Raw genomic sequence first — 12,025 nt, 5'->3', positions numbered from 1 at the left:
TTAAGTTAAACCAGTTAATCATAAAATGAAAAATATTATATTCATGTTCCTTATGGTGTTCGCCATTAATGCCAGTCCGGCAGCATTGCTTTCCCCGCAAAACACCAAACCCGATGAGAAGCCAGCGCCAGCCAACGTAATTGTCGACAACAGAACACACCAGATGCTCCGTGATAAAGACTCTCCGGAAGAAGGAACGTTTAGTCTGCTTCCCGACGCACCGTGAAGTGCCTAATAAACACGCTCAGGAAAACGTTATGCGATTTACAATAATAGCGACCAAACCTGGTCAGCAGCCGCCGCAAAGCAGCTGCGACTTTCTGCCGCCTGGCGGTACCATTGGCCGTGGTGCCGATAATAATCTGGTGCTGCCAGACGATGATCGTACTATTTCCCGTCTGCAGGCGATTGTGCACATTACTGCGGATGGCGAGTGTCGCATTACCAACCGTGGCAATGTCACGCTGGTGCACCTGAACGATATTCCGCTGGAGCGGGGACGTCAGGTTGACCTGCAGGAGGGTGATATCCTCAGCATTGATGACTATCGTCTGCAGGTGAGCGAATTCTCCTCTGCGGCTCAGCCTGTTGCCCGTCCGGCGCAGGCAGTCCGGCCAGCCGCACCAAAGGCCGCTCCGGCTCATGCAGCTGCACCCAATGACAATATTCCTGCGGCGATCCCCAGTGAAATCTGGGACAGCCTGGCGCAGGAGTTCTCAATCACTGACAGCCTCTCCAGTCGTGGTAAACCGGCCCAGAGCACTGGCAATCCGCTGACGGAGGCCCCGGTTCAGGAGCGTAATCCTGTCGATCCGCTGGCGCAGTTTGCTGGCAATCCTGACTCGCTGAACTTCGATCGTCGCGATCGGACTCCGGATGCGTTGTTTAACAAAGATGAGCTGTTCGATCGCGACAGCATCTTTGATGACAGCACCCCAAGCACGCTGATGCAGCAACCCGCAGCCAGACCGCAGGCGAGCCAGAAAGATGAACTGGATCCGCTGGCCCTGTTCGGCGGAGGCAGCGCGCCTGCTCAGGTAAACAGCGACGATCCGCTGGGACTGATGATGGGCAATGCTGTGCCGCTGGCCCCACTGGACGAGCCAGAAGCCGCTCAACCTCAGCCGGTAAAACCGGCCTCGCAGCCGCAGGGTTTTGTTCCGCCTGCACCAAAAGCGCTGGACAGCGATTTCGACCTCCTGGGCGATGATAAGGCTGAAAACACCGATTCTCTGGCAACGTCGCCACTGTTTGATGAGCCGACCGGGCCTTACGCACAGTCGTCTTTATTTGACGAGCAGCCTGTGGAAGCGCCCGCGCCGCAGCAGGATTACGGCGGTATTACGCTGCCCACTCCGCAGGCCGTAGCCCGCAGTACCACGCCGCCACCGAAAGGCCGCCTGCGTATCGATCCGGTCTCCAATCCCGTCGCGCAGCAGGGCAGTGCTTCAGCGTCCGGCGGTGAGATGCTGGAAGGCGAACTGCTGGGTGGGCTGATCGACGGTATGGGGCTGAACGATCTGCAGCCCACGCCCCGGTTCGACCGTGACGCAATGCAGGAACTGGGGCAGATGCTCAGTATGTTCTCGCAGGGGACCGTGGCGCTGCTCTCTTCCCGCTCGATCCTCAAGCGTGGCGTAAAGGCGGAAATGACGGTCATCCTTGATGAGGCCAACAACCCGTTCAAGCTGCTTCCCTCCGGTAAATCCGTGCTCATGCAGATGTTTGGCAGCCGTATGCCAGGGTTTATGCCGCCGAAGCAGTCGGTGCGGGATGCGCTGGTGGATCTTCAGGCGCATCAGCTGGGGATGATCGCCGGGATCCGCGCCATTATCGCCTCCATGCTGCAATCCTTTAACCCGCAGCAGCTGGAGGAGGAAGCCCGGCAGGAAGGCGCTACCTCCCGTCTTTCACTGCCCGCCAGCCGCAAAGCCGCGCTGTGGGAACATTTCACCAAACGCTATGGCGAAACGGCCGGTGAAATCGAAGATGACTTCCATACCCTGTTCGGCGAAGCCTTTTTGCATGCCTATGACATGGAAGTGAACCAGTACAAAGACTCTCAAATCAGATCGGAAGAATGATGAATATCACCATTGCCTCTATGTCGAATCAGGGAGCGCGCGAAAGCAATCAGGATCAGACCGGGGAAAGCATCGGCGAGCGATCGGCCTGCTTCGTGGTCTGTGACGGGGTGGCAGGATTACCCGGAGGGGAGGTCGCGGCAGAACTGGCGCGCAACACCATTCTGGCTCGCTTTAATGGCGATCGGCACCTGGACGCTCAACGCATTCGTCAGTACATCAACGATGCCAACAGCGCCATCCGCATGCAGCAAAAAGCAGTCAGCGACTTCAGGCGCATGGGCACCACCATGGTCAGCCTGTTTATCGACAGGGACTATGAGCTGGCTTACTGGGCGCATGCGGGCGACAGCCGCCTGTATCTGTTCCGCCGCGGCTATCTCTATCACGTCACCACGGATCACAGTCTGGTGCAGCAGATGAAAGACGCCGGACACCAGACGGAAGGCATCAACAGCAACCTGCTCTATTTTGCCCTCGGCATGGGCGATGAAGAGCGCGATGCCAGCTACAGCGACGTGGTGCCGATTGAAGATGGCGATGCTTTCCTGCTCTGTACTGATGGCTTCTGGCACAACCTGTCGCCGCAGCATATGCAGCAGTCGTTGCATATGGTCAACACCCCGGATGAATGGCTGACGCTGATGCAGCAGGTGATCCGCAAAAATGACCAGCAGTCGGCGGCCAGCCAGGACAACTACAGCGCGGTCGCTGTCTGGGTCGGCGATCCGCAGGACACCACGCTGCTGCACTCGCTGTCGGAAGCGGCCCAGTTTTTCCCTCTTCGTGATTGAATTTAAGGCCTTCAAGGACTCCTATGAAATATTGGCTATCAGGTGCGCTCTCACTGCTTGTCGCGTCCGGCGCCTGGGCGCAGGACTATCGCGTGGTTTCATCCCCTTCGCTGAAGCTGGATATCTGGATCGATAACATTAAAGACAACACCCCCGCCAGCTGGTGTGGGCCGGCGTTGCCGCTGCGCATCGTGGCGAACGGCAATAAAAGCCCCGGCGTGCTGGAAAATTTCCTGCCACGTGTGGGCAGTCTGCTGGAAAGGCAGTGTAAAACGCTGAACGTTATCCACTGGCAGATGAACGACAGGGACGGCAAAGTTCTCGCGCACGGCAACGCCAGCAAAGCGCAGAAGTGGGCCTTACAGGTGGAACCGCTAGCGGAGCCTGCAACCACAGCCCAGCCTGCGGCGACAGCGCCTGCTGAAGCACCGGCCGTTACGCCAGCAGTGGTGAAAGCTGAAGATCTCTCCCCGCCAGCGGATACCACGCCGTGGACCCAGTTCAGCCTGATGGACGGCTGCCATTTCCGCACTTACTGGCGCAACAACAGCCAGACCAGTGCCCTGTTTGTGCCGTCGAAAGGTGGCGTCACCTGCGGCAGCGATGGCTGGCTGAGCGGCGAAAGCCAGATCACCCAGATGGGCAAAGGGGCGACTAAAAATGTGCGCATGACCTTCCTGCAGGGCTTTCCTGTTTCCGGCCTGAACAGCAAAGCCATCAGCCATGACCTGCAGATCACCACCGTGAATAACGAGCGCATGGTGCTGGCCGATGAAAAATCGCCGCAGAGCTGGATGGTTGTGCCTTACGTACCGCTGCAGAACGGCTGGCAGACCAGCGGAATCGTGGTGGTACAAATCAGCCAAAGTGAAGCCGGTGACGAAAGTGCGCTGAAAGCCCGCCTGGAAGAAGTGCGTAAAGTCTGGTCGCCGTACCTGCTCAACAAAGGCAGCCTGTCGATCAGGCTGGTCGAAGCGCTGCACCCACAGTTGAAAGATCCGGCAGCCGGTTCGTTCCGCACCCTCAACTAGCTCTTCGTCCGTCAAAGGAAAGCCTATGTATTCTCTTCATCAACTGATGTCCGGTACTTCACTGGCGGAAACGTTGACCCGCGTGGAAAGCGAAATCAAAAGCCGCCCGGCCGATGCCGATCTGCGTGCGACCTTTGTGCAGCTGTTGTGCCTGGCAGGCAACTGGGCGCGGGCGAACACCCAGCTGAAGTCATGGCTGGCACTGAAGCCGCAGGCGAAACCTACCGTCACCCTGCTGGAACAGGCGATACAGGGCGAGATGCAGCGTGCTGCCGTCTTTGCCGGACAGGCCCAGCCAGTCATGCCGGGCGAAGCGTTCAGCTGGGCGGAAAACCTGCTCAGCGCCTTACAGGCAGAGGCTGAAGGCGATAGCGGCAAGGCTGAAGCCCTGCGTGCAGAAGCGTTTGCTGCGGCAGACCTCAATCCGGGTTGCGTAACGCTGGAAAATGCTGAAGAGCAGCAGGCGGTGGACTGGCTGATGGATGGCGATGGCCGCCTGGGGCCGGTGTGCGAACTGATCGTTAACGGCAAGTACACCTGGTTGCCTTTCGCTGCCGTCAGCGAGTTCCGTTTTCAGGCTCCGGCCAGCGTCACCGACCTGGTCTGGCGTCACACGCTGGTGCGACTGATTGACGGCAGTGAACAGGTTTGCCAGCTGCCCGTGCGCTATCCGTTCGATCACGAAGCGCCGGATACGTTGCGGCTGGCCAGCGTGACCGAATGGACAGTGCTGGATTCAGCAGGCGAACAGTTCACCGGCCACGGCCAGAAAACCTGGCTGAGTGCCGACGGCGACTACCCGTTGTTGAGCCTGGACGCGCTGACCTTTGCGGAACCGGCATAATGAGTAATGACTTCGATCTCAATCAGCCGCAGCAGGGCAGCGAACTGCTGCGTGGAGGCTACCGCCACCGCAATAAGCAGGAAGCGCTGAACGCCCGCGACAAAATGCAGCCATCGCTGCTGGACCGGCTGACCGATAACGCACCGGATAAACGGCAGGAAGCCGCCAGCAGCACGGTGATCTCCCACAGCGCGCTGCGCCAGAACGTTCTGCGTGATTTGCAGTGGTTGTTCAACAGCATCAACAACGAAGCGCAGCAGGATTTGCAGCCGTTTCCGCACGTGCAGCGTTCTGCTTATAACTTTGGCGTTGCGCCGCTGGCCGGTCAGCGCATGTCGGATATCGAATGGCAGGACATTCAGCGCAAGCTGACCAACTCGATCCTGCACTTCGAACCCCGCATCCTGCCTGCCGGGCTGCAGGTACGCTGTGTATCGGACACCAGCTCGCTGAATCTGCACAACGTCCTGTCGATTGAGATCAAAGGGCGGCTGTGGTGCGTGCCCTATCCGCTGGAGTTCCTGTTTCGCACCGATCTGGACCTGGAAAACGGTCACTTTGAGCTGAAAGATGTAGGGTAATTATGGACAGCAAACTGCTCGATTATTACAACCGTGAACTGGCGTACCTGCGTGAAATGGGGGCCGAATTTGCCGGGCGCTACCCGAAAGTCGCCGGGCGTCTGGGCATGCGCGGCACTGAAGTGGCCGACCCGTATGTCGAGCGGCTGATGGAAGGGTTTGCCTTCCTGACCTCCCGCGTGCAGCTGAAAATGGACGCGGAGTTCCCGCGTTTCTCCCAGCGGATGCTGGAGATGATCGCGCCAAATTACCTGGCTCCCACGCCGTCAATGGCGATTGCCGAGCTGCATCCTGACGGCCAGAAAGGCGATATCAGCGGCGGTTTCCTGGTGCCACGCGGCACGATGATGGACAGCCAGACGCTGAAGAAAAGCGGCGTCACCTGCAGCTACACCACCGCTCACGACGTAATATTGCAACCGCTGCGCATTAAGAGTGTTGAGCTGGGCGGCGTACCGGCAGATATCCCGCTAAGCACGATGGGGCTGGGACAGCGTGGTGCAGTCAGCGCGCTGCGGATCCGACTTGAGTGCTTTAACGAGGTGGCGCTGAACCACCTGACCTTCGACGACCTGATGCTCTTCCTCAGCGGCCCGGATATTCAGGCTCAGCAACTACTGGAGCTGATTATGCAGCACACGGTGGGCCATTTTTGCCAGACCGTGGAGGATCGGCCACAGCGCGTGGTGATGGGTGATGATGCGTTGAAGCAGGAGGGGTTTTCAGCAGATCAGGCGATGTTGCCGGACGATTTGCGCAATTTTGATGGTTATCGTCTGCTGCAGGAATACTTCGCTTTCCCGGCCCGCTTCCAGTTTATCAGCATCGGCCAGCTGCGCGGGCTGCTGAGCAAGTGTGCACCAGGCGTGAAAGAGTTTGAAATTGTGCTGTTGCTTGATAAGGCCGATGCATCCCTTGAGCGGGTGATCGATAAAAGTCATCTGGCGCTGCATTGTACGCCGGTGATAAACCTCTTTCCAAAAACCGCAGAACGGCAAAAAATCCGCGATAGCGTGCATGAATACCATCTGGTGGTCGATAACATCCGCCCGCTGGATTATGAAATTTTCTCGGTACAGAAGCTGTATGCCAGCGGCGACAAGCGGCGTGGCGAACAGGTTTTTCGCCCTTTCTGGAGCACTTTTGGCCAGGATGAGGGCGATTATGGCGCCTATTTCTCGCTGCGCCGCGAGCAACGCACGCTGTCGGAACATGCGCAGCGTTACGGAACGCGCACCGGCTACGTTGGCTCGGAAGTTTTCCTCTCGCTGGTGGACGAGCGCCATTCACCGTGGAGCGACGATCTGCGCCACCTGACGGCGGAAGTGATGTGCACCAGCCGCGACTTGCCGCTGATGTTGCTGCAGCAGGATCAGGGCAATTTCCTGATGCCGGATTCGATCCCGGTCGGCCAGCTTACCCTGCGAAAAGGTCCGACTCCGCCGCGACCGGCGCTGGCGGAAGGGCTGACCACCTGGCGATTGATCAGCCATTTACAGATGAACTACCTCAGCCTGATGGACAGCGATGACGGTCAGGGCGCGTCGGCGCTGCGCCAGTTGCTCGGGCTGTATGCCAACCTGGCAGAAGCGCCGGTGGCCAGGCAGATTGAAGGGATCCGTAACTGCCAGCTGAAGCCGGTTTACCGCCGCGTGCCGGAGCCGGGGCCGATAGTGTTTGCCCGCGGCATCGGCATCGAACTGAACGTTGATGAACAGGCCTTCTCTGGCGCCAGCCCGTGGCTGCTGGGCAGCGTGCTAGAGCGGGTATTTTCAAGGCTGGTGGCGATGAATACCTTTACAGAAATGACGCTGACCAGTCAGCAGCGTGGCGAGGTCGGTTACTGGGAGCCGCGGATGGGGAAAAGGGCGCTGATATGACCGGAGAGACGGCACAAAACCTGACAGTTCACGCGGTGCAGCGCCTGCCGGATGCCTTCTGGAGCGGCGTGACGCAGACACCGTGGCGTTACGATCTGTTTCAGCTGCTGCGGCGGCTGGATGCCCAGGGCGGTGAGCGTTACCCGCTGGGGCGTGCGCCCTTACCGCGCCATGAACCGCTGCGTATCGGTCAGGAACCGTCGCTGGCATTTGCTCCGGCAACGCTGGCAAAAGCCAGTGCGCGGGAAAACAGCCCGCTGCATGACGTGTCGATCCTCAGCTTCGGCCTGTTCGGCCCGAATGGTCCACTGCCCACGCACATGACCGAATACGCCCGCGAGCGTATTTATCATCATCAGGATCACAGCCTGTCGGCGTTTGCCGATCTGTTTCATCATCGCCTGACGCTGCTGTTTTACCGCGCGTGGGCCGATGCGCAACCCACCGTGTCGCTGGACCGTGAAGACAGCCACCACTTCGAACGCTACCTCGCCAGCCTGATTGGCATGGGACAGCCGGGCCAGCTGGAAAAAGGCAGCCTGAGCGACCATGCGCGTTACGCGGTGGCGGGCCACCTGACACGCCACGGACGCGATGCAGAAGGGCTGCAGAAGATCCTCAGCCACTACTTCAAGGTGCCGGTCAGGCTGGTGGAGAACGTACCGCACTGGCAGCCGGTTGACGTGCGGGAACGTGCACGCCTGAGCGCAGGAAGGCGTATGCCGAAGCTGGGTGAATCCGCTTTCCTCGGCGTAGCGCTCAGGGATGTGCAGCATAAGTTTCGTATCGAGCTGGGGCCATTGTCACTGGCAACCTACAACCGTTTTTTGCCCGATGGCACCTGGGCCGTGCAGCTGCGTGACTGGGTGCGGCAGTATCTCGGCATCGAATTCGTCTGGGATGTGCGCCTGACGCTGGCTGCGGAAGAGGTGAAAGGCGTTCGGCTTGGCGGCCCTTCGCGACTGGGTCTGAACGCCTGGCTTGGCCAGCTCCCCGTGCAGCAACCGCGCAACGATTTAACCTTCAGCCCTGAGCCACACTAGGGATGCGTTCATCGCAGGACGAATAAATTTCCCCTACAGCCGACCAGAGACATTTTTAGCAGAGAGTGGGAGCCACTCTCCCGTCCCGTTCGCGCCTCTTTTATCAACAGAATTATCACCACTGAGAAAAATCATGTCAGAGATCAGCCGCGCCGTATTGTTTGGCAAACTGGATACGCTGTTGTTTACCTCGCTGGAAAGTGCCACCGCGTTTTGTAAGCTGCGCGGTAACCCCTACGTTGAACTGGTGCACTGGCTTCATCAGCTTATGCAGCAGCAGGAGGGCGATTTACAACAGCTGATCCGCTATTTTTCACTGGATGAAGAGGCGCTGACCCGGGATATCGTTGCGGCGCTGGATCGCCTGCCGCGCGGTGCCAGTGCGGTATCCGATTTATCAGAACATATCGACAGCGCCGTGGAACGTGCCTGGGTTTACGGCTCGTTAAAATTCGGCGTCCAGCAGATCCGTGGCGGCCATTTGCTGATCGGTATGCTGAAGACGTTTAACCTCGCGAATCTGCTCAAGGGCATCTCCTCTCAGTTCAGCCGCATTAGTGCCGATGTCCTGCTGGAGCAGTTCGACAGCGTGTTTGCCAACAGCAAAGAGGCGCAGCAGGTGGTCTCAGCCCCGACCGACCTGAACGGCGTGGTGCCACAGCAGAAAGGCACGCTGGCGCAATATGCTCAGGACCTGACTGCCCGTGCGCGTGAAGGAAAAATCGACCCGGTTGCCGGACGAGACGAAGAAATCCGTCAGATGGTCGATATCCTGATGCGTCGCCGTCAGAACAACCCTTTGCTGACCGGTGAAGCGGGCGTGGGTAAAACCGCGGTGGTGGAAGGTCTGGCGCTGCGTCTGGCGGCAGGGGATGTGCCAGAGCCGTTGCAGGAGGTACAGCTGTGGCTGCTGGATATCGGTATGCTGCAGGCAGGCGCGGGCATGAAGGGGGAGTTTGAAGCCCGTCTTCAGGCCCTGATCAACGAAGTGCAGTCCAGCCCGACGCCTGTCATTCTGTTTATCGATGAAATTCATACTCTGGTCGGCGCAGGTGGCCAGCAGGGAACAGGCGATGCCGCTAACTTGCTCAAGCCAGCACTGGCTCGTGGTCAGCTGCGCACTATCGGGGCCACCACCTGGGCCGAATACAAAAAATATATTGAGAAAGATCCTGCTCTGACTCGCCGCTTCCAGACTGTCCAGGTTCAGGAGCCGGACGAAGAGAAAGCGCTGTTGATGCTGCGCAGCACCGTCAGCCCGCTGGAGAAGCACCATCGCGTGCTGCTGCTGGATGAAGCCGTGGCTGCTGCCGTAAAGCTGTCTCATCGCTACATTCCCGCCCGTCAACTGCCGGATAAAGCCGTGGCACTTCTGGATACTGCCTGCGCCCGCGTGGCTGTCAGCCAGAGCGCTCAGCCGCCGCAGCTGGAAGACTGCCTGCATCGCATCCATGCGCTGGAAGTCGAGAAAGAGATCGCCGGACGTGAAGCGAAAGTGGCGATTGGCGATCCTTCGCGCGTGGAGCAACTCACTGAGCAGCTTGCTGCGCTGACAGTGCAGAGCGATCGGCTGACCGCCCGCTGGCAGGCCGAACGCGAGCTGGTCGACGGTATTATCGCCCTGCGCGCTCAGCTGCATGACGACGAAGTGAAAGATACTGCCGCCCTCCATCAAACGCTGGCTGAACGCCAGCAGCAGCTGAAAGCATTACAGGGAGAAGCACCGCTGCTGTTTGCTGCGGTGGATGCCAATGTGGTGGCTGCGGTGGTCTCTGACTGGACTGGTATTCCTCTGGGTCGCATGGTGAAGAACGAAATCGACGCAGTGCTGAAACTGGCCGACACGCTGAACGAGCGGGTGATCGGCCAGCGTCACGGGCTGGATCTGATTGCCAGACGAGTTCGCACTTCGCGCGCTCGCCTGGACGATCCGAACAAACCGGTTGGTGTCTTTATGCTGTGCGGTCCCTCCGGCGTGGGGAAAACTGAAACCGCGCTGGCGCTGGCCGAAACGCTCTACGGCGGTGAACAGAATATCATCACCATCAACATGAGTGAGTTCCAGGAGGCACATACCGTTTCGACTCTGAAGGGTGCGCCTCCGGGCTATGTCGGTTACGGCGAAGGCGGCGTGCTGACCGAAGCTGTTCGCCGCCGTCCTTACAGCGTGGTGTTGCTGGATGAGATCGAAAAAGCGCATCCGGACGTGCATGAAATCTTCTTCCAGGTGTTTGATAAAGGCTGGATGGAAGATGGAGAAGGGCGGCATATCGATTTCCGCAACACGCTGATTATCCTCACCTCTAACGTCGGTACGCAGCTGATCAGCGCCATGTGTGCCGATCCGGAACTGATGCCGGAGTCGGATGCGCTGGCGGGCGCACTGCGCGCGCCGCTGCTGGAAGTGTTTCCGCCAGCCCTGCTGGGGCGTCTGCTGGTGGTGCCTTACTACCCGCTGAGCGACGAGATGCTGGCCAGCATTGTGCGCCTGCAGCTGAAACGCATTCAGGTTCGCCTGGAACAGAATCACGGCATCGTCTCGGAGGTGGATGACAGCGTGATTGCACAGATTGTCCAGCGCTGCACCGAGGTTGAATCCGGCGGCCGCATGGTCGACGCCATCCTTACCAATACCCTGCTGCCGCAAATGAGCCAGATGCTGCTTACCGCCAGCGCACGTGATGAACAGTATCGTCGCCTGCGCGTGACCCTGCAGCAGGGTGAATTCCACTGTCAGTTTGAGGCGTAAAGCCCTTAACACTCAGAGAGTTGTCCATTATGTCAGAACACGATACTCCGCGGTCGATCCCCTACGCTTTACCGGTGGGCTACCGCTTTAACGAGTTTGAAATCAGGGAAGTGATTGGCGGCGGCGGCTTTGGCATTGTCTATCGTGCCTGGGATCACCAGCTTGAGCGAACGATTGCCATCAAAGAATTTATGCCTGCTTCGCTGGCCGTGCGCAGCGATGACCTGACGCTGGTGCTTAAGAGCGAGCGCTTCAGCAAAACGTTCCATGCGGGACTGAACAGCTTTATTCAGGAGGCGCGCCTGCTGGCCCGCTTCAACCATCCTAATCTGCTGCACGTGCTGCGTTTCTGGGTGCAAAATGACACGGCTTATATGGGAACCGCGTTTTACACCGGGACCACATTGTCTCAGCTGCACATCAGGCGGCCTGAGATGATCAGCGAGGCATGGATCCGCTGCCTGCTGCCGCCGCTGTTCGGGGCAATCAACACTATCCATCAGGAAGGCTACCTGCACCGCGATATCTCACTGGATAACATTCAAATCCAGGATAACGGCGTGCCGGTCCTGCTGGACTTTGGCTCCGCACGTAAGGCGATTGGTAACCTCTCCGATGAAACCGAAACCATGCTGAAGCCGGGTTTTGCGCCAATCGAGCAGTACAGCGATGACACTGAAAACGAGCAGGGCACCTGGACCGATATCTATGCGCTGGGCGCGGTGCTGCACACGCTGATCGTCGGGTCGCCACCTCCGGTGAGCGTGGTGCGCAGTATTGAGGATAACTATCAGCCGTTGGTGCAGCTGCGCCCGGCGGGTTATTCGCTGCCTTTACTGCATGCCATTGACCAGGCGCTGCAGCTGCAGCCGGAAAATCGTCCGCAGACAATTGATCAACTGGCTGCCCTGATGGAGCTGTCGCCGACCGATATCAACGAAATCCATGAAGTGAAGGTCAGCGGGCCGGGCACCATGCTGGTGCCGGTGGAGCCGCCATCCCCGCCGGAGACGTCAAAC

General features: G+C 58.9%; 10 protein-coding genes. All 10 read left to right on the top strand.

Going from position 1 to position 12,025, the window contains the following annotated elements; all coding sequences use genetic code 11:
* Positions 1-25 precede the first annotated feature (25 nt).
* Positions 26-226, top strand: coding sequence for a hypothetical protein (locus GSQ70_RS23175; protein WP_158784718.1), 201 nt, complete (start codon positions 26-28; stop codon positions 224-226).
* 31 nt (positions 227-257) lie between these two features.
* Positions 258-2,084: a type VI secretion system-associated FHA domain protein TagH gene (gene tagH, locus GSQ70_RS23170; RefSeq protein WP_158784717.1), complete on the top strand. Its 1,827-nt coding sequence runs from the start codon at positions 258-260 to the stop codon at positions 2,082-2,084.
* The gene (locus tag GSQ70_RS23165) at positions 2,084-2,878 is read left to right on the top strand and encodes a PP2C family serine/threonine-protein phosphatase (RefSeq protein WP_158785445.1); all 795 of its coding nucleotides are present in this window, start codon (positions 2,084-2,086) and stop codon (positions 2,876-2,878) included. The genes tagH and GSQ70_RS23165 overlap by 1 nt, the downstream gene beginning before the upstream one ends.
* A 23-nt stretch (positions 2,879-2,901) precedes the next feature.
* The gene (locus tag GSQ70_RS23160; RefSeq protein WP_158784716.1) at positions 2,902-3,909 is read left to right on the top strand and encodes a hypothetical protein; all 1,008 of its coding nucleotides are present in this window, start codon (positions 2,902-2,904) and stop codon (positions 3,907-3,909) included.
* A 25-nt stretch (positions 3,910-3,934) separates the two neighbouring features.
* Positions 3,935-4,753 (top strand): type VI secretion system accessory protein TagJ, encoded by an 819-nt coding sequence (locus GSQ70_RS23155; RefSeq protein ID WP_158784715.1) that lies wholly within the window; start codon positions 3,935-3,937, stop codon positions 4,751-4,753.
* Positions 4,753-5,334 (top strand): type VI secretion system baseplate subunit TssE, encoded by a 582-nt coding sequence (tssE, locus tag GSQ70_RS23150; RefSeq protein WP_158784714.1) that lies wholly within the window; start codon positions 4,753-4,755, stop codon positions 5,332-5,334. Before GSQ70_RS23155 ends, tssE begins: the two co-directional genes overlap by 1 nt.
* Positions 5,335-5,336: 2 nt before the next feature.
* Positions 5,337-7,214 carry a type VI secretion system baseplate subunit TssF gene (tssF, locus tag GSQ70_RS23145; protein WP_158784713.1) on the top strand — a complete coding sequence of 626 codons (1,878 nt, stop codon included), beginning with the start codon at positions 5,337-5,339 and terminating at the stop codon, positions 7,212-7,214.
* A complete protein-coding gene (gene tssG / locus GSQ70_RS23140; protein WP_158784712.1) occupies positions 7,211-8,257 on the top strand; it encodes a type VI secretion system baseplate subunit TssG in 1,047 nt (348 codons plus the stop codon). Before tssF ends, tssG begins: the two co-directional genes overlap by 4 nt.
* Positions 8,258-8,390: 133 nt before the next feature.
* Positions 8,391-11,006 carry a type VI secretion system ATPase TssH gene (tssH, locus tag GSQ70_RS23135; protein WP_158784711.1) on the top strand — a complete coding sequence of 872 codons (2,616 nt, stop codon included), beginning with the start codon at positions 8,391-8,393 and terminating at the stop codon, positions 11,004-11,006.
* A 29-nt stretch (positions 11,007-11,035) separates the two neighbouring features.
* Positions 11,036-12,025 (top strand): serine/threonine-protein kinase (locus tag GSQ70_RS23130; RefSeq protein ID WP_158785444.1); only part of this gene is annotated, 990 nt, incomplete at its 3' end.

The sequence above is a fragment of the Pantoea sp. BAV 3049 genome (genome assembly GCF_009765445.1).
In the GTDB taxonomy this organism is placed as follows: Bacteria; Pseudomonadota; Gammaproteobacteria; order Enterobacterales; family Enterobacteriaceae; genus Erwinia.
This window is presented reverse-complemented; position numbering and strand designations above follow the sequence as displayed.

What these genes read in the sequence shown, in the direction of transcription:
- tagH (WP_158784717.1), top strand. Translation starts at nt 258, where the DNA reads ATGCGATTTACAATAATAGCGACCAAACCTGGTCAGCAGCCGCCGCAA.
- GSQ70_RS23175 (WP_158784718.1), top strand. Translation starts at nt 26, where the DNA reads ATGAAAAATATTATATTCATGTTCCTTATGGTGTTCGCCATTAATGCC.
- tssF (WP_158784713.1), top strand. Translation starts at nt 5,337, where the DNA reads ATGGACAGCAAACTGCTCGATTATTACAACCGTGAACTGGCGTACCTG.
- tssG (WP_158784712.1), top strand. Translation starts at nt 7,211, where the DNA reads ATGACCGGAGAGACGGCACAAAACCTGACAGTTCACGCGGTGCAGCGC.
- tssE (WP_158784714.1), top strand. Translation starts at nt 4,753, where the DNA reads ATGAGTAATGACTTCGATCTCAATCAGCCGCAGCAGGGCAGCGAACTG.
- GSQ70_RS23160 (WP_158784716.1), top strand. Translation starts at nt 2,902, where the DNA reads ATGAAATATTGGCTATCAGGTGCGCTCTCACTGCTTGTCGCGTCCGGC.
- GSQ70_RS23155 (WP_158784715.1), top strand. Translation starts at nt 3,935, where the DNA reads ATGTATTCTCTTCATCAACTGATGTCCGGTACTTCACTGGCGGAAACG.
- GSQ70_RS23165 (WP_158785445.1), top strand. Translation starts at nt 2,084, where the DNA reads ATGAATATCACCATTGCCTCTATGTCGAATCAGGGAGCGCGCGAAAGC.
- tssH (WP_158784711.1), top strand. Translation starts at nt 8,391, where the DNA reads ATGTCAGAGATCAGCCGCGCCGTATTGTTTGGCAAACTGGATACGCTG.